The organism is Microbacterium sp. SORGH_AS_0505 (assembly GCF_030818715.1).
Classification (GTDB): Bacteria; Actinomycetota; Actinomycetes; order Actinomycetales; family Microbacteriaceae; genus Microbacterium.
Map to the genome: position 1 here is coordinate 164,915 of NZ_JAUTAT010000001.1, position 20,535 is coordinate 185,449.

Consider the following 20,535-nt stretch of genomic DNA (forward strand, 5'->3'; position numbering starts at 1 on the left):
CGTATTCCATCCGCACGGAAGGCATCCCATGACCGGCATCCACTCCGACATCACCAGCGCATTCGGCAACACTCCCCTGGTCCGACTGAACCGCGTATCGGAGGGCCTGCCCGGGACGATCCTCGCCAAGCTCGAGTTCTACAACCCGGCATCCTCGGTCAAGGACCGCCTCGGCATCGCCATCGTCGACGCCGCCGAAGCCTCGGGCGAGCTGAAGCCCGGCGGGACGATCGTCGAGGGCACGAGCGGCAACACGGGCATCGCACTCGCGATGGTGGGGGCCGCGCGGGGCTACAAGGTCATCCTGACGATGCCGTCGTCGATGTCCACCGAGCGCCGCATGCTGCTGCGCGCCTACGGCGCCGAGCTCGTCCTGACCGACCCCTCGCTCGGCATGAAGGGCGCCGTCGGCGAGGCGGAGCGCATCGCCGCGGAGACGCCCGGCGCCGTGCTCGCGAAGCAGTTCGCCAACCAGGCCAACGTCGAGATCCACCGGAAGACCACCGCCGAGGAGATCCTGCGCGACACCGACGGCGCCGTCGACTACTTCGTCGCGGGCATCGGCACCGGCGGCACCATCACGGGTGTGGGCCAGGTCCTCAAGGAGCGCGTGCCGTCCGCGAAGGTCGTCGCCGTCGAGCCCAAGGACTCGCCGCTGCTGACCGAGGGCAAGCCGGGACCCCACAAGATCCAGGGCATCGGCCCGAACTTCATCCCCCCGATCCTCGACCAGGGCGTCATCGACGAGGTCCAGGACGTGACCTTCGACGACGCCATCGAGACCGCCAAGAAGGTCGCGACCAGCGAAGGCATCCTCGTCGGCATCTCGTCCGGTGCGGCCGTCTGGGCGGCGCTGCAGGTCGCCGCGCGCCCCGAAGCCGAAGGCAAGAACATCGTGGTCATCATCCCCTCGTTCGGCGAGCGGTACCTGTCGACGGCGCTGTTCGAGGAATTCCGCGACTGACCCGCACGCCGACACCCGAAAGGTCCGCCGTGCCCGGCATCGCCTCCTCCCTCGTCCGCGGCCTCGCCGCCGCCGCACGGTCGATCCGTGAGGACGTCGCTGCCGCGAAGCTGCGCGATCCCGCGGCGCGCGGCGGCGTCGAGATCGCTCTGCTGTACCCGGGGCTCCACGCGGTGTGGAGCCACCGGGTGGCGCACGCGCTGTGGCGCCGCGGCAGAAGGTTCCCCGCGCGGGCGATCTCTCAGGTGACCCGTTGGCTGACCGGCATCGAGATCCACCCGGGGGCGCGCATCGGGCGCCGGTTCTTCATCGATCACGGCATGGGCGTCGTCATCGGCGAGACCGCCGAGGTCGGCGACGACGTCATGCTGTACCACGGGGTGACGCTGGGCGGCCGGACCCGGGACGGGGGCAAGCGGCATCCCACCCTCGAGGACGGCGTGGCCGTCGGCGCGGGTGCGAAGATCCTCGGCCCCGTCGTGATCGGGGCGCACTCCGTGATCGGAGCGAACGCCGTCGTGACGAAGGATGCCCCCGCAGACTCCGTCCTGGTGGGCGTCCCGGCTCGCGCGCGTCGGCGCACGGCGAGCGAGGACACCCGGGCGATCCTCATGGCGCCCGAATACCACATCTGACCCGGCTCAGGCCTCCGAGCCGACCGCGGCCAGCTGCGCCTCTTCGTCCGCGGCGATCGCGGACTCGATGAGGGGACCGAGCGCACCGTCCATCACCTGGTCGAGGTTGTAGGCCTTGTACCCGGTCCGGTGATCCGCGATGCGGTTCTCGGGGAAGTTGTAGGTGCGGATCCGTTCGGAGCGGTCCATGCCGCGGATCTGCGACTTGCGCGCGTCGGAGGCCGCGGCATCCCGCTCCTCCTGCTGCTTGGCGAGCAGGCGCGCGCGGAGGACCCGCATGCCGGCCTCGCGGTTCTGCAGCTGGCTCTTCTCGTTCTGCATCGAGACGACGATGCCGGTCGGCACGTGCGTGATGCGAACGGCGGAGTCCGTCGTGTTGACGGACTGACCGCCCGGCCCGGACGAGCGGAAGACGTCGATCTTGAGGTCGTTCGGATCGATCTGCACTTCTTCGGGCTCGTCGACCTCGGGGAACACGAGAACGCCGGTCGTCGAGGTGTGGATGCGCCCCTGCGACTCGGTCGCGGGCACGCGCTGCACGCGGTGCACACCGCCCTCGTACTTCAGGTGAGCCCAGACGCCCTGCGCCGGGTCGCTCGAGGCGCCCTTGATCGCGATCTGGACGTCTTTGTACCCGCCGAGGTCTGATTCGTTGCGCTCGAGGAGCTCGGTCTTCCAGCCGCGGGATGCCGCGTACTGCAGGTACATGCGCAGCAGGTCCGCCGCGAACAGCGCGGACTCGGCTCCGCCCTCCCCCGCCTTGATCTCGAGGATCACGTCGCGCGCGTCATCGGGGTCGCGCGGGATCAGCAGGCGTCGGAGCTTCTCCTGCGCGTCGGCCAGACGCTGCTCGAGCGCCGGGACCTCCTCGGCGAAGGCGTCGTCCTCCTTCGCGAGCTCCCGCGCCGCAGCGAGGTCCTCCTCCGCACCGCGCCACGCGTCATACGCGGCGACGATGCGCGAGAGCTCGGCGTACCGCCGGTTGACGCGCTTGGCGCGCGACGCGTCGGCGTGCACCGCGGGGTCGGAGAGTTCCTCCTGGACCGCGCGGTGCTCGTCGATCAGCGTCTGGACGGATTCGAACACGGCTCGAGGCTCAGCGGATGCTGTTCTCGTGCGCGTGGCCGCCGGCGGCGGGGGCGGGCATCGACTTCTGCATCTGCACGAGGAACTCGACGTTGGACGTCGTCTCCTTCAGCTTGCCGAGGACGACCTCGAGCGCCTGCTGCTGGTCGAGCCCGGCGAGGGCGCGGCGCAGCTTCCACGTGATCTTGACCTCGTCGGCCGAGAGGAGCATCTCCTCGCGACGGGTGCTCGACGCGTTGACGTCGACGGCGGGGAAGATCCGCTTGTCGGCGAGCTGACGCGACAGGCGCAGCTCGCTGTTGCCGGTGCCCTTGAACTCCTCGAAGATGACGTCGTCCATCTTGGAGCCGGTCTCGACGAGCGCGGTCGCGAGGATCGTGAGGGATCCGCCGTTCTCGATGTTGCGCGCCGCGCCGAAGAAGCGCTTGGGCGGGTAGAGCGCCGAGGCGTCGACACCACCGGTGAGCACACGGCCCGAGGTCGGCGCCGAGATGTTGTAGGCGCGGCCGAGGCGGGTGATCGAGTCGAGGAGGACGACGACGTCGCGACCGAGCTCGACGAGGCGCTTGGCGCGCTCGATGGCGAGCTCGGCGACCGTCGTGTGGTCCTCGGCGGGGCGGTCGAACGTCGAGGCGATGACCTCGCCCTTGACCGTCCGCTGCATGTCGGTGACCTCTTCGGGACGCTCGTCGACGAGGACGACCATGAGGTGGACCTCGGGGTTGTTCGTCGCGATCGCGTTCGCGATCTGCTGCAGGACGATCGTCTTGCCGGCCTTGGGCGGCGCGACGATCAGGCCGCGCTGGCCCTTGCCGATGGGAGCGACGAGGTCGATGATGCGCTGCGTGAGCTTCTCGGGGGCCGTCTCGAGGCGCAGGCGCTCCTGCGGGTAGAGGGGCGTCAGCTTGCCGAACTCGACACGCGTCGCGGCATCGTCGACCGAGAGGCCGTTGACGGCGTCGACCTTGACGAGCGCGTTGTACTTCTGGCGGCTCGACTGCTCGCCCTCGCGGGGCTGCTTGATCGCGCCGACGACCGCGTCGCCCTTGCGCAGGTTGTACTTCTTGACCTGGCCGAGCGAGACGTAGACGTCGCTCTGCCCCGGGAGGTATCCGGTGGTGCGCACGAAGGCGTAGTTGTCGAGCACGTCGAGGATGCCGGCGATCGGGATGAGGACGTCGTCCTCGCCGATCTCGGTGTCGAACTCGTCACCGGCGCTCTGGCCGCGGCGCTTGTTGCGCTGGCGGCCGCGACCCTGGCCCTGCTCGTCGTCCGACGAGGACTCCGCGGCGGGCTTGTCGGCGGGGCCGTTCTGGGCGTTCTGGCCGCCCTGGTTGCCGTTCTGGCCGTTCTGGCCGTTCTGGCCGTTCTGGCCGTTCTCGCCCTTGTTGCGGTTGCGGCTACGGCTGCGGCTGCGCGAACGGCTGCGTCCGGTCCCCTCGCTCGAGCCCTCGGAGTCGTCTCCGGATGCCGCGGCGTTCGCGTCGCTCGACGCAGAGGCGTTCGCGTCGTCGGATGCCTGCTCGGCGGGCGCCTCGGCTGCGGCCGGGGCGGAGCTGGTCTCGGTTGCCGGAGCGTCCGCGGGCGCGGCGTCAGCGGCGGTCTCGGTCGGCTCCGCGTCGGCGGCGGGCGCAGCCTCGGCGGCGGGGGTGTCGCCGCTCTTGGCGCGGCGCGGCGCACGCTTGCGCGGCGCCTTGGCCGGCTTCTCGTCGGCGGATGCCTCGCCGGTGACTGCCTCGGCTGCCGGCGCGGCATCCTCGGCGACGGGCTCTTCGGCGGCGGGCTCGGCAGCAGCAGCGGCCTTCTTCGCGGACGTCCGGCGGGCCGGACGCTTCGCCCGGACGGGCTCGGCGGCGGGTGCAGCGGCCTCGTCGGCGGACGACGCGGTCCCCTCGTCGGCGGCGGGCGCGGCCTCGTCGGCGAACGACGCGGTCGCCTCGTCGGCGGCGGGCGCGGCCTCGTCGTCGGCGGGCGCGGCCTCGACGACGGTGTCCGCAGCGGCATCCGTCGTCGCGTCCTGCGCGGCGGCCGTGGTGGTCTCGTCGGCAGCGGCGCCGCCGGTGGCGACGTCGTCGCCGGTCTGGATCTCGGAGATGGACTCCACGAGTTCTCCCTTTCAGATGTGGAAAGTCATAACCGCAGGTGGTTCCGTCCACGACGGATCCGATTCCTCAGCGGGGTGTACGCGCAGGCTCAGAGTTGCGCAGGCCCGTCAGGAGGGGTGTGCGGTGGTTCGCAGATTGCGATGGAGGGCAGATTCACGTGATCACGTGGCATCCTCCGTATGGTCCCTCACTGTACCACCCCGCACATCGACGGCCAGCAGAAGAGGTTTCCATGGCGTGTCCGTCGTCGTTGCGGCATACTCCACCGCCTCGAGACGGCGGCCCGGCCCGTCGGCGAGGACGAGGACGCTGGGTCCTGCACCCGAGACCACGGCGGCGAACCCGGCGGACCGCAGCCCTCGGACGAGGGCGTCGGTCGCCGGCATGGCCTGAGCGCGGTAGGACTGGTGGAGCTTGTCCTCCGTGGCCGCCATCAGCAGTTCGGGGCTCTGCGTCAGCGCTGCGATGAGGAGGGCCGACCGCGACACGTTGAAGACGGCGTCCTCGCGCGTGACGTGGAGCGGCGCGAGACCGCGCGCGACCGAGGTCGACATCGTGAACTCGGGGACGAAGACGAGTGGCGAGACCCCGCGGTGGACGGCGAGCTTCTTGTGCTGTGGCGCCGACTCGTCCATCCACGCGATCGTGAGGCCGCCGAAGAGGGCGGGCGCCACGTTGTCGGGGTGCCCTTCGATCTCGGTCGCCAGGCGCAGCAGCGTCTCCGGGCCGAGGGTGACGTCTCCCTCGAGCAGCCCCTGCGCCGCCAGCAGCCCCGCGACGACGGCGGCTCCGGACGATCCCATCCCCCGGCCGTGCGGGATGACGTTGTGCGCGCGCAGACGGATGCCGGGCATCGGCCGGCCGGCCGCCTCGAACGCATATGCCATCGAGCGGATCACGAGGTGCGAGGCATCCGTCGGGACGTCGGCGGCCCCCTCCCCCGAGACCTCGATCTCGAGGCCCGGACCGTCCAGCGCCGTCACGACGAGTTCGTCGTGGACGCTCAGAGCGAGACCGAGCGTGTCGAAGCCGGGGCCGAGGTTGGCGCTCGTCGCCGGGACGCGAACGGCGACGGAGCGCCCCGCGGGCGTCATCCCGCCACGCGGGTGAGGTCGAGCGCGGAGGCCACCTCGCTGGTCGCCGCGTCCACGACGAGCGGCTCGACCTGCGAGCCGTCGGGGTTGCGGAGCGCCCACTGGGGGTCCTTCAGGCCGTGGCCGGTGACCGTCAGCACGACCTTCGCGCCGTTCGGGATTACGCCCGCCTCGGCGCGGTCGAGCAGGCCGGCCACGCTGATGGCCGACGCCGGCTCGACGAAGACGCCGACGGTGCCGGCGAGGAGCTTCTGCGCGGCGAGGATGCGCTCGTCGTCGATCGCGCCGAACCAGCCGTCGGTCGCTGCGCGGGCCTCGAGGGCGAGGTCCCACGAGGCGGGGTTGCCGATGCGGATGGCGGAGGCGATCGTCTCGGGGTTCTTGACGACCTCGCCGCGCACGAGCGGTGCGGAGCCCTCGGCCTGGAAGCCGAACATGCGGGGCACCCGCGTCGCGACGCCGCGCTCGGCCTCTTCGCGGTAGCCGCGCGAGTACGCGGTGTAGTTGCCGGCGTTGCCGACGGGGATGAAGTGGAAGTCGGGGGCGTCGCCGAGCTGGCTGACGACCTCGTACGCCGCCGTCTTCTGACCTTCGATGCGGTCGGGGTTGACCGAGTTGACGAGGTGCACCTTGTAGCCGCCGGCGAGCTCGCGCGCGATCTCGAGGCAGTCGTCGAAGTTGCCGCGGATCTGGATGAGCTTGCCATTGTGGGCGACGGCCTGGCTGAGCTTGCCCATCGCGATCTTGCCCTCGGGGACGAGGACGGCGGCCGTGATGCCGGCATGCGCCGCGTAGGCGGCAGCGGATGCCGAGGTGTTGCCGGTCGAGGCGCAGATGACGGCCTCGGCCCCGTGCTCGACGGCGCGGGACAGGGCGACCGTCATGCCGCGGTCCTTGAAGGAGCCCGTCGGGTTCATGCCCTCGAACTTGATGTAGACATCGGCACCGGTGATGCGCGACAGCGATGCCGCCGGGATGAGCGGGGTGCCGCCCTCGCCGAGCGTCACGACGGTCGAGGCGTCGGTGACGCCCAGTCGGTCGGCGTACTCGCGGAGGACTCCGCGCCAGACGTGTGCCATGTCAGTCTCCTTCTACCCGCAGGACCGAGACCACCCGACGCACCGCGCTGGTGGCAGCGAGGCGCTCGACGGTGTCGGCCAGGTCCTGCTCCCGGGCCGTGTGGGTTCCGATGACGAGGTGCGCGACGGCATCCCCGCTCCCCTGGGCGACGGCGCCGCCCGAGGTGGTCTGTTCGACGGTCGCGATCGACACGTTCCCGTCGCTGAGGATGCCGGCGACGGTGGCGAGGACGCCCGGTCGGTCATCGACTTCGAGCGTGATCTGGCAGCTCGTCCGGATGCGGCCGATCGGGACGATCGGCAGCCCTCCGCGCGTCGACTCGCCGACACCCGGCCCGCCTGCGACGTGACGCCGGGCGGCCGAGACGACATCGCCGAGGACGGCGGACGCGGTCTGCACTCCCCCGGCACCCGCGCCGTAGAACATGAGGTCGCCGGCGGCTTCGGCCTCGACGAAGACGGCGTTGTTCGCGCCGTGGACCGAGGCGAGCGGGTGCTCACGGGGAACGAGGGCCGGGTAGACGCGGACCGAGATCGCTTCGCCGTGCGGTGCGGCATCGGGCTGGTCGACGAGCCGTTCGCACACGGCGAGGAGCTTGACGACGTAGCCGGCCTTGCGGGCGGCCTCGATGACGCCGGCATCCACGGACGTGATGCCCTCGCGGTGCACGGCGTCGAGCGGCACGGTCGTGTGGAAGGCGAGGCTCGCGAGGATCGCCGCCTTCTGGGCGGCGTCGTACGCCTCGACATCCGCCGTCGGGTCGGCCTCGGCGTACCCGAGCCGCTGCGCTTCGGCGAGCACCTCGTCGAAACCGAGACCTTCGCGGTCCATCCGGTCGAGGATGTAGTTCGTCGTGCCGTTGACGATGCCCATGATCCGTCGCACGCGGTCGCCGGCGAGCGAGTCGCGCAGGGGCCGGATGATCGGGATCGCGCCGGCGACGGCGGCCTCGTACGCGACCGTGGCACCGACCTGGTCGGCGGCGTCGAAGATCTCGCTGCCGTGGGTCGCGAGGAGCGCCTTGTTCGCCGTGACGACGTCGGCGCCCGACGAGAGGGCGTGGAGGATCCGGGTCCGCGCGGGCTCGAGCCCGCCGGTGACCTCGATGACGATGTCGGCGCCGGCGATGAGGGTGTCGGCATCCGTCGTGAACAGGTCGCGGGGCAGATCGGTCTCGCGCGGGGCGTCCACGTCGCGGACGGCGATCCCCACGAGGTCGAGCGGTGCGCCGGCACGGTCGGCGAGCTCGTCGGCGTGCGTCAGCAGAAGGCGGGCGACCTGGGAACCGACGGCGCCGGCTCCCAGCAGCGCGACGCGCAGGCGGCGGGGTTCGATCATGCGGACTCCTCGGAGGTGCGGGATGCCGGTGCGACGCCGAGGTCGCGCGCCAGCAGGTCGTTCTCGTCCTCGCCGCGGACGATCAGCCGGGCGGTGCCGGCACTGACGGCCACGACGGGAGGTCGGGTCAGGTAGTTGTAGTTGCTCGCGAGCGAGAAGCAGTACGCGCCCGTCGCGGCGACGGCGACGAGGTCGCCGGGCTGGACGTCTCCGGGCAGGTACTCGTCCGACACCACGATGTCGCCGGCCTCGCAGTGGCGCCCCACGACCCTGGTGAGGGCGGGGGCGGCGTCGCTGCGGCGGCTCGCAATCCGCGCGCTGTAGTCCGCGCCGTACAGGGCCGTGCGCGCGTTGTCGCTCATGCCGCCGTCCACGCTCACGTACAGCCGCTCGAGGTCGTCCGAGACGCGCACCGGCTTCACGGTGCCGACCGAGTACAGGGTCACGCCGGCGCGTCCGACGATGGTGCGCCCCGGCTCGAAGGCGAGTTCGGGAAGAGGGATGCCGCGGCTCTCGCACTCGCGGGCGACGGCCGCGACGATGCCGTCGGCGAGCTCCGCGATCGGGGTCGGGTCGTCCTTCGACGTGTAGGCGATCCCGAAGCCGCCGCCGAGGTTCAGGAGCGGGACGTCGCCGCCCGCGAGAAGACGCGCGTGCAGCTCGACGACGCGCGCGGCGGACTCGGCGAAGCCGGCGGTCCCGAAGATCTGCGAGCCGATGTGGCAGTGGAGGCCCACGAAACGGAGCGACGGCAGCTCTCGGATGCGGGCGACGGCAGCCTCGGCATCCGACAGCGTGAAACCGAACTTCTGATCCTCGTGCGCCGTCGCGAGGAAGTCGTGCGTCTCGGCGTGGACGCCGCTGTTGACGCGGACGAGCACGCTCTGCACAACGCCCTGGGTCTCGGCCTCGGCGGCGAGCCGCTCGACCTCGACGAGCGAGTCGATGACGATCGAGCCGACGCCGACGCGCACGGCGCGGGCGATCTCGGGCAGGAGCTTGTTGTTGCCGTGGAGGCCGAGTCGCGCCGGATCCGCGCCGGCGGCGAGAGCCACAGCGAGTTCGCCGCCGCTGGCGACGTCAACGCCGAGGCCTTCCGCCGTCACCCAGCGCACGACGTCGGTCGTGAGCAGAGCCTTGCCCGCGTAGTAGACCCGGGCCGTGCCGCCGTGGCGAGCCGCGGCATCCTGGAACGCCGTCAGTACCTCGCGCGCCCGCGCCCTGATCAGGTCCTCATCGACGACGTAGAGCGGGGTGCCGAAGCGCGCGGCGAGCTCCGTCGCGCGCACGCCCCCGAAGACGATCGCCCCCGCGTCGTCGCGCGCGGCTCCCTCGGGCCACACGGCCTCGACGAGCGCGTTCGCATCATGCGGCTGAGTCAGCCAGCCGGGCACGGCGGGACGGTCGGAGGTGGTGGACACGCAGGGGCACCAATCGGGGTGGGAACGGGTACGTCGGGCGGTGTGGCCACGCCCCGACGGTGCCCACAGTCTAGGGCACCGGGGCGGAGCCACCCGGCTCCGTGACGACTAGCGGCCGTCGGCGCAGGAACCGGGTTCCTGCGCGGCCTCGTCGCGGAGGATGGCACTGTCGATGTCGAAGGATGCCGAGACGTGGCGCCCCTCGATCGTCACGCCCGTGAGGGTCAGGGCGCGCGGCAGATACTGGGCCAGACACACCCGCCAGTTCTCGGCGAAGGACCCGGCGAGCGGGCCGACCTGCTGGCGCAGGGCGTCGGCGGACACATCGACGCCGCCCAGGCGGAGCTGCGTCGGGGAGAGGACGAGGTCGCCGTCCTCGGCCGAGGCGGAGAGCTGAACGCCCAGCGGAACCGACACCCCGAAGACCGAGAACTCGGTGTCGAGGGCAACCTCGGGCGGTCGCAGGGTCACGGCGTCGACCGGGAAGCCGTCGACGCGGCTGAGAACGGCCCGCAGCTGGTTCTCGTCGAGATCGACGACGGCTTTCGCACTGCTCCAGTCGCCGCCGCCCCAGACGGGGGCGTCCTGGATGTCGACGCGGACGTCTCCCGAGACGCCTTGCACCTCGACGTCGTCGGCGGTGAGATCCATCTGCGGGATCGAACCGACGATCAGCGGCGGCAGGACGAGCCCCGGGATCCGGACGTCGATCTCCTGATCCTGGGCGAGCCCGAGGTTGGTGACGATCTGCGACCGGACCACCTGAGGCACGATTGCGCGCGCGGCGATCTCGGCCGCGACCAGCAGGACCGCGACGACGGCCAGGACCACCACGACGGCGATCCACCGACGCGGCCGCCGACGCGCCCCGGTCACGGTCGCCATGTCACATCCGTTCGGGCGCGCTCACGCCGAGCAGGTCGAGCCCGTTGCGGAGGACCTGACCCGTCGCGTCGTTCAGCCACAGACGGGTGCGGTGCACGTCCGACACCTCCTCGTCGCCGAGCGGGGTGACGCGGCACGAGTCGTACCAGCGGTGGTACAGGCTCGCGAGCTCCTCGAGGTAGCGGGCGATGCGGTGCGGTTCGCGCAGCTCGGCGGCGAAGGCCACGAGGCGCGGGAACTCCTGCAGCGCGCCCAGGAGCGCGGACTCGGTCTCGTGCGTGAGGAGCTCCGGCGCGAACGCATCGCGGGCGACCCCGGAGTCGGCGGCGTTCCGGCCGACGTTGTGCGTGCGCGCGTGGGCGTACTGCACGTAGAAGACCGGGTTGTCGTTCGTGCGCTTCTGCAGGATCTCGGGGTCGAGCGTCAGCGGCGAATCCGCCGGGTAGCGCGCGAGCGAGTAACGGAGCGCATCGGTCCCGAGCCATTCGCGCAGGTCGTCGAGCTCGATGATGTTGCCGGCGCGCTTGGACAGTCGCGCCCCGTTGACCGAAACGAGCTGCCCGATGAGCACCTCGATGTCCTTCTCGGGGTCGTCGCCGGCCGCGCCGGCGAGCGCCTTGAGGCGATGCACGTAGCCGTGGTGATCGGCGCCGAGCAGGTAGATCTTGTGCGCGAAGCCGCGGTCGCCCTTGTTCAGGTAGTACGCGGCGTCGGCGGCGAAGTACGTGTACTCGCCGTTGGAGCGTCGGATGACGCGGTCCTTGTCGTCGCCGAAGTCGGTGGTCCGCACCCAGACGGCGCCCTCGGCGTCGAAGACGTGTCCCTGAGCACGCAGGCGGTCGACGGCCTCGTCGACGAGGCTCGGGCCGCCGTCCGCCGTCTTCGCGTGCAGCGTCCGCTCGCTGAAGAAGACGTCGAAGTGGACGTTGAACTTCTCGAGGGATGCTTGGAGCTCCGCGAGCTGCAGTTCGTAGGCCTTGTCGCGGGCCGCGGCCACGCGCTCGTCCTCGGGCAGGTCGGCGATGCCCGGCTCGGCCTCGGCGACGCGCTTCGCAAGGTCGTCGATGTATGCGCCGGCGTAGCCGTCCTCGGGAGCAGGCTCGCCCTGCATGCGTGCCAGCACCGAGCGGCCGAAGCGATCCATCTGCGCGCCGGCGTCGTTGATGTAGAACTCGCGGACGAGGGTCGCGCCGCTCGCGAGCAGCAGGCGCGCGATCGCGTCGCCGAGCGCCGCCCAGCGCGTGTGTCCGATGTGCATGGGGCCGGTCGGGTTCGCGCTGACGAACTCGAGGTTGATCGTGTTGCCCTCCTGGCTGCGGCCGCGACCGAAGGCGGTGCCCGCCTCGACGATCGTCTTCGCGAGGGCGCCGGCAGCGGCGGCGTCCAGTCGGATGTTGATGAATCCGGGACCGGCGACCTCGACCGACGCGATGCCGTCGACGGCGGCGAGCGCGTCGGCGACCTCGGCCGCGAACTCCGCGCGGGTTCGCGCCGACCTGCTTCGACAGCTTCAGCGCGGCGTTGGACGCCCAGTCGCCGTGGTCGCGGTTCTTCGGGCGCTCGACGGGGAAGTCGGCGATCGTGAGCGCCTCAGCGGAGCCGGGTCGTCGCGCCTCCACGAGCGGGGAGACGACGGCGAGAAGGGCTGCGGAGAGGGCTTCTGGAGTCATAGCGGGTCAAGTCTACGTTTCAGGGGGTCCTCACGCCGACGGGAGCACGACCCACACGCGAGCACCGCCGGCGGGCGACTCGTCGATGCCCATGCGGCCACCGTGCGACTCCACGATCCGGTTGCACGTCGCCAGGCCGATGCCGAACCCCGGTACGGCGACGTTCGAGCCGCGCTCCAAGGGCTCGAAGACGACCTCGCGTTCGGCGGCCGGAACACCGGGCCCGTTGTCGTCGACCGTGATGCGCACCCCCGCGACGACGGCGCCGACCGTCACCGTGATGGCGGGCGTGCGCTCCCCTGCACCGGCGAACTTCACCGCGTTGCCGACGAGGTTCTGCATCAGGACGCCGAGGAGGGTCTGATCGGCCGGGACGGGGACGGATGCCTCGACAGTCACGTCTGCGCCGTTGTCGAGACCTCCGCTGCGCAGGTCCTCCATCGTCGATGCGACGACCGGGCCGACATCCACCGCGGAGCGGCGGATGGGTGCGCCGCCCACGCTCGCGTAGTCGAGCAGGCGGGCGATCATGCCCGACATCCGGTCCGCCACCGACTCGGCGCGCGCGAGCGCACGGGAGGCGGCGGGCACCTCCGCGACCTCCGGCACCTCCGAGGCGAGCTCGATGTAGCCCGTCAGTGCCGTCAGCGGGTTCCGCAGATCGTGCGCCACCTGCGCGGCGAAGTTCTCGAGCTGCGCGTTGGACTCGCCGAGCTCGCGCGTCAGGCGGCGCAGTTCGAGCACGTCGACGATCTGATGCGCGATGAGGGCGAGGGCTGCGCTTTCGTCCTCGGGCAGTTCACGCGGCTCCTCGTCGAAGATGCAGACCGTCCCGATCGGCACTCCCGACGGGGTGATGAGCGGGCTCGACGCGTAGAACCTGACGTTGGCTACCTCACCGGTGACGAAGGGGTTCCCGGCGAAACGGTCGTCGAGCGTCGCATCCCGCACCACGGTGTGGCCGGGCTCGCGGAACACGACCGCGCACATCGAGTCCTCACGGCTGCAGACGGCCGGCTCGAAGCCCACGGCGGCGATCTGATGCTGGGACCGGTCGTCGATGATGTTGATGACCGCGGTCGGAACGCTGCACACCGTCGCAGCGAGTTGGACGAGTCCCTGGAGATCGGGCTCGGTCGCCCGACCGAGCACGCCGTAGTCCTCGATGATCGCGCGCCGGATGGCGTCGTCAGCGGTCTTCACATTCAGCTCCCCGAGTTCCTAGCCCACCCTAATGACCCTTCACGCAGGGGGTCGCGCCGCACGTCACCCGATCGTGACGGGTGCAGCGCGATCATCCTGCAGCGGATCGGATGCCGCGGCCACGACCGCGGCCTCACCTTCGACCTGCGCATCGACGAGCATCCGCTGCAGCGACAGGTTCGCGCCGTAATAGCTGAGGAACGCGCAATCGGCGGCGTCCCTTCCCGTCGCGATCCGGACGAGGCCGCGACGGTTCGAGAGGCGGGTGGCGTCGACGACCAGCCAGCGGCCGTCGATCCACGCCTCGGCGACGGCGTGGAAGTCCATCGGAACGAGTCCCGGCGCGTAGCAGGCGACGTAGCGCGCCGGGACGTCCATCGCGCGCAGCAGTGCGATGACGAGGTGCGCGTAGTCGCGGCAGACGCCCTGACCCGTCGCGAGCGTCGTCACGGCGGAGTCCGTCCCGAGGGAGAGGCCCGGCGAGTAGCTGACTGTCTCGGCGACGAACGCCTCGACGGCGGCGAGGAGCTCGATGCCGCGCAGGCCGCCGAACTGCCGCCGCGCCTGGGCGAAGACCGAATCCGAGGGGGCGTACCGGCTGGGCCGCAGATAGACCGCGGTGTCCAGATCGGACGCGGGGACGACCTCCGCCCCGCCGCGGACGAGAGCGTCGTACCGGAGCTGCAGCGGCCCCGGGTCGACGCGGACCCGGTGGAGCCGCGAACCGGCGGCATCCGTCACCTCGGTGAGGGCGAGCTCCCGCCCGTCTCGCGTGAGCGACAGTCGCTCGTGCCCGAGGGGGACTCTTGCGGCGACGGCAACGGAGAGGATGAGGTCGAGCTCCCCCTCGACGAGGAGGTCGAGTTCGGCTCTGACGACGCGCTGCACCGGGCAATCCTCGCACGCACCGGAGACCTCGAGCGGGGTCCGTGTATCGGTCGCGTGAACAAGTGCGGTCGGATTCTCCGGGATCGCTTACCCTCATCGCATGAGTTCTGTACGACGCGCCCGCAGCTGGGGGCTGGGCGTCGTCGCCGCCGGTGTGGCAGCGATCGTCGCCCTGTCTGCGTGGCAGCCATGGCGGACGACGCCCACCGTCGACGCGGCGACTTCCGTCGGCTCGATCGCCGACATCGAGCCGCTGTCCGTCCCCGCCGACGCGAAGGTCCTCGTCTTCGGCGATTCATGGACCTACGGGTCCGCCGCCACAGTCCCGACCGACGGGTACGCCTACCAGCTCGGCCGGCTCAGCGGATGGGACGTCACCGTCGACGGTGTACGGGGCTCGGGATACATGAGGCCCGGGTGGGACGGGCCCGACTTCCGCCGCCGGGCTCTGACGCTCGACCCGACCGCCGACTACGACCTCATCATCATCCAAGGGTCCATCAACGACAGGCAGCAGGGCGAGCGCGGATACCGCGACGCCGTCGAGGCGACGTGGGACACCTTCGAGCGGCTCTTCCCGAAGGCGCAGATCGTCATCTTCGGCCCGACGCCCCACGAGTTCCCCGTCGACGAGGGCACGTCCCGCATCGACTCCGACCTGAGGGCCGCTGCGGCCGATCGCCACTGGTGGTACATCTCCTCACTGCAGGAGCAGTGGATCACGCGTGCCAATTACCGCGAGATGATCGACACGGGCAAGGGGCGCAAACACCCCTCGGACCGAGGTCACACCTATCTGGCGGAGAAGCTGCTCGCCGCGCTGCACGAACGCAGCGTCACGACGGACGCCGGTGCGACCCGCGAGGATGCACCGGCGCTCGTCGTCCCCTGACGGCGACCGCGCTCAGGCGCGGATCGCGTCGGCGATCGGCTCGTCGCCGTTGTTGAAGGAGATCGTCCGCCGGATGGTGCTCGGGTCTGCGAGGACCGCGGCGACCACCGCAGCGACGTCGGCGCGGGAGACCGACGAACCCTTCTCGGCGTTCGCATCGATCCGTCCGGTCGGTTCGTCGAGGGTCAGCGCCGAGGGCGCGAGGATCGTCCAGTCCAGCTCCGCCGCGCGGAGATGCTCATCCGCGGCCGCCTTGGACTCCGCGTAGGCGAAGAAGTCGTCGGACGGGTCGACACCGTGGTCGGGTCCGGCACCGAAGTAGGAGACCATCACGTAGCGCCGCGCCTCGGCGGCGACCGCCGCGTCGATCGAGCGGATCGCGGCATCCCGATCGACCGCGTAGGTGCGCTCCGCAGGTCCGCCGCCGGCTCCGGCCGACCAGACGACCGCATCGCTGTCGGCGAGGAGTTCGGTGATCTCGTCGGTGGCGGATGCCGCGACGTCCGCCACGAGCGGGGTCGCGCCCGTGGCCGTGATGTCGTCACTGTGGTCGGGGTTCCGGATGACGGAGGTCACGTCGTGCCCGGCCTCGACCAGGAGGGGCGCGAGGAGGAGGCCGACCTTGCCGTGTCCGCCGATGATCGTGATGTTCGCCATGAAGTGGCTCCTTTCGTCGACGACCGACGTTACGTCCGCCCACCGCCGACCGACCTGCCCTTGCGCTTGTACCCTCGACGTGGAAGAGGGCTCGGGTCCGCTTCCGCGATCACACGCACGAGGGGGAAGACAGACGTGAGCGACACGATTCCGGCCGGGTGGTATCCGGCTCCGCACGCGGGGAACGAGCTGCGCTACTGGGATGGAACGGCGTGGCATGCGGCACCCGCGTACCTTCCCGCCGGCACGCCGGGAGCCCCCGGCATCCCCTCCTCCTCCCCCGCCGGCCCGGTGCTGCCGCCGTACGCGTCGGCGCCGGGCGCGCCGAACGGGTACCCGCCCTACCCCGGGGGATCCGTCCCGCCGTCCCGACCCGTGGCTCTCGGCGTCACCGCGCTCTCGCTCGGCATCGCGGCGATCGTCCTCGGCTGGATCCCTTTCCTCGGTTTCGTCATCGCTCTCGCCGGGGCCGTCTTCGGTGCGATCGCGCTCGTCCGCCGTCAGCCGAAACCTCTGGCGCTGACCGGAACGATCCTCTCGGGGGTCGGCCTGGTGCTGGCGTGCCTCATGACGTTCTCCGTCCTGTCGTTCGTCTGGAGCCCTCCGGCCGACGACTACAGCTACGACAGCGGCGATGATGACGGCTCGGCACCGGAAGACCCCGGCTCGCCGGCCGCCCCGGAGCTCGAGCCCTACGCCCCCGAGACGGGCCCGGGATCGGTCGACGAGCCGCTCTCCCTGCCGTACGTCCGCGAGACGGCGTCGGGGACGGAGTACACCGCGGAGGTCCGCATTGTCGATGAGGATGCCACCGAGGAGGTGCTCTCCTGGAGCTCGCTCAATGGCGGCGGCACCGACGGGTACCGCTACGTCCTCGTCGAAATGACCGTCACGAGCACGGACGCCTTGGGCCTGCCGGCGTCGTTCCCGACGTACGACCTCTCTCTCGCGACGGTCGACGGCGGGGTCTACCCCTACGCCTTCGTCGTCCCGAACGACGACACGACGTTGCTGCGCGATGCGGGGACGATCGCCGAGGGCGAGAGCGCCACCGGCATCGTGGCGTATCTCGTCCCGGAAGACGCGACCGAATTCCTGCTGACCGACCTGGCGAGCTACTACGCGTTCTGACCCGGGAGCGGGATGATGCGGTCCCGGTTCCACGGCTCGGTCCATCCCAGCCGTGAGAACAAGCCGTCGAGGATCATCGCGGTGAACCCCCAGACGAGCCGGTCGCCGCGCGTCGTCGGGATCAGGAAGGCGGGACCGCGGAACTCGCCGCGATCGGTTCGGACGACAGTCACTCCGCGGTGCGCCGGATCGAGCAGGTCGGCGACGGGCGCGCGGAAGACGTCCGCCGACTCCGCCTCGTCGACCACGTGGACCGGCGAGGGACGCCGCCACCAGGCGAGCACCGGGGTGACGAGGTGGCGCGAGTACTCGAGCGGGATGGGCTCGAGAGTGCCGAGGACGTCGACGCCTGCCACGTCGAGTCCGGTCTCCTCCCGCGCCTCTCGAAGGGATGCCGCGACCGCGTCGGCATCCTCGTCATCCACACGCCCACCCGGGAACGCGACCTGACCCGGATGCGACCGGAGCGTCTCGGCCCGCGACAGCAGCAGCACGTCGAGGTCGCGTGAGACCGTGCGCGCGGGAGGCTCCCTATCTGCGGGCACATCGTCGAGGACCCCGAAGAGGATGAGGACCGCGGCTGCGCGCGCATCCGGCACCTCGGGCAGCGCGCGGAGGATCTCGAAACCCGGCTGGGCCGCGCCGCTCGCGGTCGATTCGACCAGCTGCTGCAGCTGCGCCAGGGCGGCGGGGACGGGCGCAGACAGCGTCATGGGATCAGGCTATGCGACGGGCTGCGGGTGGGCGCGAGACCGGCTGCACCGGTGATAGTCTCGATCGGTACGCCTCCGTAGCTCAGGGGATAGAGCGTTGGTTTCCGGTACCAGAAGTCGGGGGTTCGAATCCCTCCGGGGGCACAGGTACACGAAGGGGACTCGGCATCGCCGGGTCCCCTTCGTCGTCCCCTGATCGGGTCAATCCTCGTTCGCGACGTCGCCGTCCGGGTCGACGGGGTGACCGAACGGCGGGATGCCGCCGGGCACCGCACCGTCATGGGTGGGCAGTTCGACGTCGGGCCCTTCGTAGGCGTTCTCGTCGGTACCGCGTTCCTCACCTGACATGTCGTCCTCCGTGATCGGTGTCGTCCGTGTGGACGCGACGCTACTGCGCCGCGCGGGCGACCGCCGGGGGTTGACAGGGGGATCCGTCAGTCGGAGACGAGCTTCAGGCCGATGATGCAGCCGACGAGTCCGAGGATCAGGAGGACCTTCACGACCGACACCGACTCCGCGCCGGTGACCATCGCCCAGACCACGGTGAGGGATGCTCCGATTCCGACCCACACGGCATACCCGGTCCCGGTCGGGATCTCCCGGAGCGCGAAGGCCAGCCCTCCCATGCTCGCGACGAGCGCGATACCGAAGGTGACGGTCGGCCACAGCTTGGTGAAGCCCTCGGAGCGGCCGAGCGCAGTGGCCCAGACGGCTTCGAGCAACCCGGCGACGATGAGAACGATCCACGACAGCATGACTGACCTCCTGGCCAGTCTTGTCGCTCACCGGGTACTGAACCCTCGTCCGGGAGCCCGGTCGAGGGCCCGCCGCGAGTCTATCGACGCTCGCTGGGCAGAGCCGGTGCAGATCAGCTGACGCTGCCGCGCCAGGTCCTGATCGCAGACGCGGTGTCGGCATCGAGGTGGGCCGCCAGCCAGGCGTCGATGTCGAGCCGGCGGTACACGGCGCGGAACGCGGACTCGGGGGTGTGCCCGAGGCGGCCCAGGACGGTCAGGCGCTCGTCGACGTCGAACGATCGTCCGTGGAGCCGTGTCATGCCCTCGGCGTTCGCGAACGACGAGAGGTAGTCCTGAGTCGCGGCATCCTCCGTCACGCCGACGGCCTTCAACAGGACCGCAGCAAGCAGGCCGGTGCGGTCCCATCCCGCGCCGCAGTGGAACAGGATGCCGCCGGTCCGGGCTCGTGCGATCTCGTCGAGGGCACCCGCGAGCCGGTGCGGAAGTTCGGTGACGTGGTCGACGTAGTACAGCGGGGTCCCCCACTGCCCGTCCTGCTCGCGGGACTGCCAGAAGTGCCGTTCGTCGCCGTCGAGGTCGATGTGCCGGCTGGCGATGTCGCTCGGAACGGAGTCCGTCCGCTCGCTCGGCCGCCGCAGGTCGATGACGGTCCGCACGCCGTATGCGCGCAGGCGGTTCCATCCCGCTTCGGTGATGCGGTCGAGCACTTCGGCGCGGATGAGGACCCCCGCCGGGGTCGACGGTCCGTGGGACCGTTCGAGTCCGCCGAGATCTCGAGCATTGGCCAGACCGTCGATCTCGAGAGGCGTCTGCATGCCCCGATCCTGCCACGCCGCTCGTGCACCGGGGCGCCGGAACTGATGTCGGAACCCCCCTCTCGTCTGGGACTATGTCCAGTTCAGCTCCCTTCCTCGACCCCCGTTCTGATCGAGATCATCCCGAAGGATGACACGCGCCAGCCCCAGGGCTGACGCGCGGATCTCCCGCGATTCGTAGCGTCGAGATATGGCTACCGCGACCCTGACCACCACCCCACGCTCCCGCGCCTCCGTGGGCACCACGACGCGCGCTGCCGTCCTGTCGGTCCTCGGCACCGTCCTCGCGATCGGGATCGCCGCGACGAGCCTGCTGGTCGTTCCCGTCGCCCTCCTCGTCGCGTTCGGCCCGTCGCTGCTCTCGCTTTTCTGACCGCCTGAGAGGATGCCGGAGATGCCCATCCTCCTGCGCCCCTGGACGCCCGCCGACGCCGACGACCTCAGCCGAGCCGCTCGCGCCGGCGACGACCTCGGGCCGCAGTTCGGCGGCACCGACCTGACCCGCGTCTCTGCGGCGCAGGGCTTCATCGAGCGCCACCTGCGCTTCGATGACGCCGCCAAGAACTGGGCGGTCGAGATCGACGGCCGTGCGGTCGGGAATGTGGCGGCCACCGGCATCGAGTTCCGACACCAGACCGCGTGGATGTCGTACTGGCTCGCTCCGTTCGCCCGAGGGCGTGGCGTCGCAGTGGCGTCCCTGGCGCGGGTCAGCGATTGGGCGTTCCGCATCGGGCTGCACAGGCTCGAGCTCGGTCATCGGGTGAACAACCCGGCATCCTGTCGGGTCGCTCACGCTGCCGGGTACCTCGCCGAAGGAGTCGAGCGCGACAAGCTCCGCTACGGCGACGAGCGTCACGACGTCGAAACCCACGCCCGACTGGCGACCGACCCCCGGCCGCCGGAACGAGAAACTGCCGTCGCGCTGAGGACGGACATCCCCGCGCGACGGCAGACCTGACCTCGGAGGGCTCAGCCCCCCGAGGGGTTCTCGATGGGAGTCCCGTCCTCGTTCGTGGTCACCGGCGGGTTCTCATCGGGTGATCCACCCGACGCCGTGTCGGCATCGGCCTGGTCGTCGGGGACACCGTGGGTGTTGTGCTCATCCGAGCCGTTCGTGTCGCTCATCGCGGTCCTTCCGGTCGCTGTCGGTCACGTGCGGGCGACGGTACGCATGCTGTGCCGCCGCGCAGAGGGCCTTGA

At 70.9% G+C, this 20,535-nt stretch carries 21 protein-coding genes, 1 tRNA gene, 1 pseudogene and 1 riboswitch; of the genes and pseudogenes, 7 read left to right on the top strand and 16 right to left on the bottom strand.

Annotated features, from left to right (window positions below):
- Window positions 1–28: 28 nt before the first annotated feature.
- Entirely contained in the window at window positions 29–964 is a 936-nt protein-coding gene (cysK, locus tag QE428_RS00890) for a cysteine synthase A (protein ID WP_091355580.1), read from the top strand.
- 29 nt (window positions 965–993) lie between these two features.
- Window positions 994–1,599 carry a serine O-acetyltransferase EpsC gene (gene epsC / locus QE428_RS00895; protein ID WP_133400096.1) on the top strand — a complete coding sequence of 202 codons (606 nt, stop codon included), beginning with the start codon at window positions 994–996 and terminating at the stop codon, window positions 1,597–1,599.
- A gap of 6 nt (window positions 1,600–1,605) precedes the next feature.
- Here the strand turns inward: epsC and prfA are convergent, their stop codons facing one another.
- The 10 genes and pseudogenes from prfA to QE428_RS00945 all read right to left on the bottom strand — a co-directional run bounded on the left by prfA (window position 1,606) and on the right by QE428_RS00945 (window position 14,369).
- Entirely contained in the window at window positions 1,606–2,685 is a 1,080-nt protein-coding gene (gene prfA, locus QE428_RS00900) for a peptide chain release factor 1 (RefSeq protein WP_307462098.1), read from the bottom strand.
- Between the two features lie 10 nt (window positions 2,686–2,695).
- Complete coding sequence (gene rho / locus QE428_RS00905; protein WP_307462101.1) at window positions 2,696–4,789, bottom strand: transcription termination factor Rho; 2,094 nt, start codon at window positions 4,787–4,789, stop codon at window positions 2,696–2,698.
- Window positions 4,790–4,951: 162 nt separating this feature from the next.
- Window positions 4,952–5,884: a homoserine kinase gene (gene thrB / locus QE428_RS00910; RefSeq protein ID WP_091355596.1), complete on the bottom strand. Its 933-nt coding sequence runs from the start codon at window positions 5,882–5,884 to the stop codon at window positions 4,952–4,954.
- Entirely contained in the window at window positions 5,881–6,963 is a 1,083-nt protein-coding gene (gene thrC, locus QE428_RS00915; RefSeq protein ID WP_307462104.1) for a threonine synthase, read from the bottom strand. Before thrC ends, thrB begins: the two co-directional genes overlap by 4 nt.
- Window position 6,964: 1 nt before the next feature.
- Window positions 6,965–8,302 (bottom strand): homoserine dehydrogenase, encoded by a 1,338-nt coding sequence (locus QE428_RS00920; RefSeq protein WP_091355603.1) that lies wholly within the window; start codon window positions 8,300–8,302, stop codon window positions 6,965–6,967.
- The gene (gene lysA / locus QE428_RS00925; RefSeq protein WP_307462107.1) at window positions 8,299–9,723 is read right to left on the bottom strand and encodes a diaminopimelate decarboxylase; all 1,425 of its coding nucleotides are present in this window, start codon (window positions 9,721–9,723) and stop codon (window positions 8,299–8,301) included. The genes QE428_RS00920 and lysA overlap by 4 nt, the downstream gene beginning before the upstream one ends.
- Before the next feature lie 108 nt (window positions 9,724–9,831).
- Window positions 9,832–10,608: an LmeA family phospholipid-binding protein gene (locus tag QE428_RS00930; protein WP_307462110.1), complete on the bottom strand. Its 777-nt coding sequence runs from the start codon at window positions 10,606–10,608 to the stop codon at window positions 9,832–9,834.
- A 1-nt stretch (window position 10,609) separates the two neighbouring features.
- Window positions 10,610–12,278 (bottom strand): annotated as a pseudogene (locus tag QE428_RS00935) (arginine--tRNA ligase).
- Between the two features lie 30 nt (window positions 12,279–12,308).
- The gene (locus QE428_RS00940) at window positions 12,309–13,481 is read right to left on the bottom strand and encodes an ATP-binding protein (protein WP_307462113.1); all 1,173 of its coding nucleotides are present in this window, start codon (window positions 13,479–13,481) and stop codon (window positions 12,309–12,311) included.
- A gap of 63 nt (window positions 13,482–13,544) precedes the next feature.
- A complete protein-coding gene (locus QE428_RS00945; RefSeq protein ID WP_307462116.1) occupies window positions 13,545–14,369 on the bottom strand; it encodes a transglutaminase family protein in 825 nt (274 codons plus the stop codon).
- 100 nt (window positions 14,370–14,469) lie between these two features.
- Here QE428_RS00945 and QE428_RS00950 point away from each other — a divergent pair, with 100 nt between their 5' ends.
- Complete coding sequence (locus QE428_RS00950; RefSeq protein WP_091355626.1) at window positions 14,470–15,261, top strand: SGNH/GDSL hydrolase family protein; 792 nt, start codon at window positions 14,470–14,472, stop codon at window positions 15,259–15,261.
- Between the two features lie 12 nt (window positions 15,262–15,273).
- Here QE428_RS00950 and QE428_RS00955 read toward each other — a convergent pair whose 3' ends face one another.
- Window positions 15,274–15,918, bottom strand: a complete 645-nt coding sequence (locus QE428_RS00955) for an NAD(P)-dependent oxidoreductase (protein ID WP_307462121.1) — start codon at window positions 15,916–15,918, stop codon at window positions 15,274–15,276.
- A 135-nt stretch (window positions 15,919–16,053) separates the two neighbouring features.
- On the opposite strand from QE428_RS00955, the gene QE428_RS00960 reads away from it, so the two are divergent.
- Window positions 16,054–17,049, top strand: coding sequence for a DUF2510 domain-containing protein (locus tag QE428_RS00960; RefSeq protein ID WP_307462124.1), 996 nt, complete (start codon window positions 16,054–16,056; stop codon window positions 17,047–17,049).
- On the opposite strand, the gene QE428_RS00965 is transcribed toward QE428_RS00960, so the two are convergent.
- Window positions 17,037–17,762, bottom strand: coding sequence for a CoA pyrophosphatase (locus QE428_RS00965; protein ID WP_307462127.1), 726 nt, complete (start codon window positions 17,760–17,762; stop codon window positions 17,037–17,039). The genes QE428_RS00960 and QE428_RS00965 overlap by 13 nt on opposite strands.
- Before the next feature lie 71 nt (window positions 17,763–17,833).
- Here QE428_RS00965 and QE428_RS00970 point away from each other — a divergent pair.
- Window positions 17,834–17,906: transfer RNA gene (locus QE428_RS00970), tRNA-Arg, on the top strand.
- A 57-nt stretch (window positions 17,907–17,963) separates the two neighbouring features.
- On the opposite strand, the gene QE428_RS00975 is transcribed toward QE428_RS00970, so the two are convergent.
- The 3 genes from QE428_RS00975 to QE428_RS00985 all read right to left on the bottom strand — a co-directional run bounded on the left by QE428_RS00975 (window position 17,964) and on the right by QE428_RS00985 (window position 19,335).
- Entirely contained in the window at window positions 17,964–18,110 is a 147-nt protein-coding gene (locus tag QE428_RS00975) for a hypothetical protein (RefSeq protein WP_307462130.1), read from the bottom strand.
- 86 nt (window positions 18,111–18,196) lie between these two features.
- The gene (locus QE428_RS00980) at window positions 18,197–18,514 is read right to left on the bottom strand and encodes a multidrug efflux SMR transporter (RefSeq protein ID WP_165971383.1); all 318 of its coding nucleotides are present in this window, start codon (window positions 18,512–18,514) and stop codon (window positions 18,197–18,199) included.
- A 12-nt stretch (window positions 18,515–18,526) separates the two neighbouring features.
- Window positions 18,527–18,591, bottom strand: a riboswitch (guanidine-III (ykkC-III) riboswitch).
- 39 nt (window positions 18,592–18,630) lie between these two features.
- Window positions 18,631–19,335 carry a tyrosine-protein phosphatase gene (locus QE428_RS00985; protein WP_307462132.1) on the bottom strand — a complete coding sequence of 235 codons (705 nt, stop codon included), beginning with the start codon at window positions 19,333–19,335 and terminating at the stop codon, window positions 18,631–18,633.
- A 190-nt stretch (window positions 19,336–19,525) separates the two neighbouring features.
- Between QE428_RS00985 and QE428_RS00990 the strand changes: the two genes are divergently transcribed.
- The gene (locus tag QE428_RS00990) at window positions 19,526–19,708 is read left to right on the top strand and encodes a hypothetical protein (protein WP_091355649.1); all 183 of its coding nucleotides are present in this window, start codon (window positions 19,526–19,528) and stop codon (window positions 19,706–19,708) included.
- Window positions 19,709–19,729: 21 nt separating this feature from the next.
- A complete protein-coding gene (locus QE428_RS00995; protein ID WP_307462138.1) occupies window positions 19,730–20,293 on the top strand; it encodes a GNAT family N-acetyltransferase in 564 nt (187 codons plus the stop codon).
- An 11-nt stretch (window positions 20,294–20,304) separates the two neighbouring features.
- Here the strand turns inward: QE428_RS00995 and QE428_RS01000 are convergent, their stop codons facing one another.
- Window positions 20,305–20,460, bottom strand: coding sequence for a hypothetical protein (locus QE428_RS01000; protein WP_165971374.1), 156 nt, complete (start codon window positions 20,458–20,460; stop codon window positions 20,305–20,307).
- Between the last annotated feature and the right edge of the window lie 75 nt (window positions 20,461–20,535).

Excerpts from the sequence above, each read along its gene's own strand:
- cysK (WP_091355580.1), top strand. The coding sequence starts at position 29 with ATGACCGGCATCCACTCCGACATCACCAGCGCATTCGGCAACACTCCC.
- thrB (WP_091355596.1), bottom strand. The coding sequence starts at position 5,884 with ATGACGCCCGCGGGGCGCTCCGTCGCCGTTCGCGTCCCGGCGACGAGC.
- thrC (WP_307462104.1), bottom strand. The coding sequence starts at position 6,963 with ATGGCACACGTCTGGCGCGGAGTCCTCCGCGAGTACGCCGACCGACTG.
- QE428_RS00920 (WP_091355603.1), bottom strand. The coding sequence starts at position 8,302 with ATGATCGAACCCCGCCGCCTGCGCGTCGCGCTGCTGGGAGCCGGCGCC.
- QE428_RS00930 (WP_307462110.1), bottom strand. The coding sequence starts at position 10,608 with ATGGCGACCGTGACCGGGGCGCGTCGGCGGCCGCGTCGGTGGATCGCC.
- QE428_RS00950 (WP_091355626.1), top strand. The coding sequence starts at position 14,470 with ATGAGTTCTGTACGACGCGCCCGCAGCTGGGGGCTGGGCGTCGTCGCC.
- QE428_RS00955 (WP_307462121.1), bottom strand. The coding sequence starts at position 15,918 with ATGGCGAACATCACGATCATCGGCGGACACGGCAAGGTCGGCCTCCTC.
- QE428_RS00965 (WP_307462127.1), bottom strand. The coding sequence starts at position 17,762 with ATGACGCTGTCTGCGCCCGTCCCCGCCGCCCTGGCGCAGCTGCAGCAG.
- QE428_RS00975 (WP_307462130.1), bottom strand. The coding sequence starts at position 18,110 with ATGTCAGGTGAGGAACGCGGTACCGACGAGAACGCCTACGAAGGGCCC.
- QE428_RS00985 (WP_307462132.1), bottom strand. The coding sequence starts at position 19,335 with ATGCAGACGCCTCTCGAGATCGACGGTCTGGCCAATGCTCGAGATCTC.
- QE428_RS00990 (WP_091355649.1), top strand. The coding sequence starts at position 19,526 with ATGGCTACCGCGACCCTGACCACCACCCCACGCTCCCGCGCCTCCGTG.
- QE428_RS00995 (WP_307462138.1), top strand. The coding sequence starts at position 19,730 with ATGCCCATCCTCCTGCGCCCCTGGACGCCCGCCGACGCCGACGACCTC.
- QE428_RS01000 (WP_165971374.1), bottom strand. The coding sequence starts at position 20,460 with ATGAGCGACACGAACGGCTCGGATGAGCACAACACCCACGGTGTCCCC.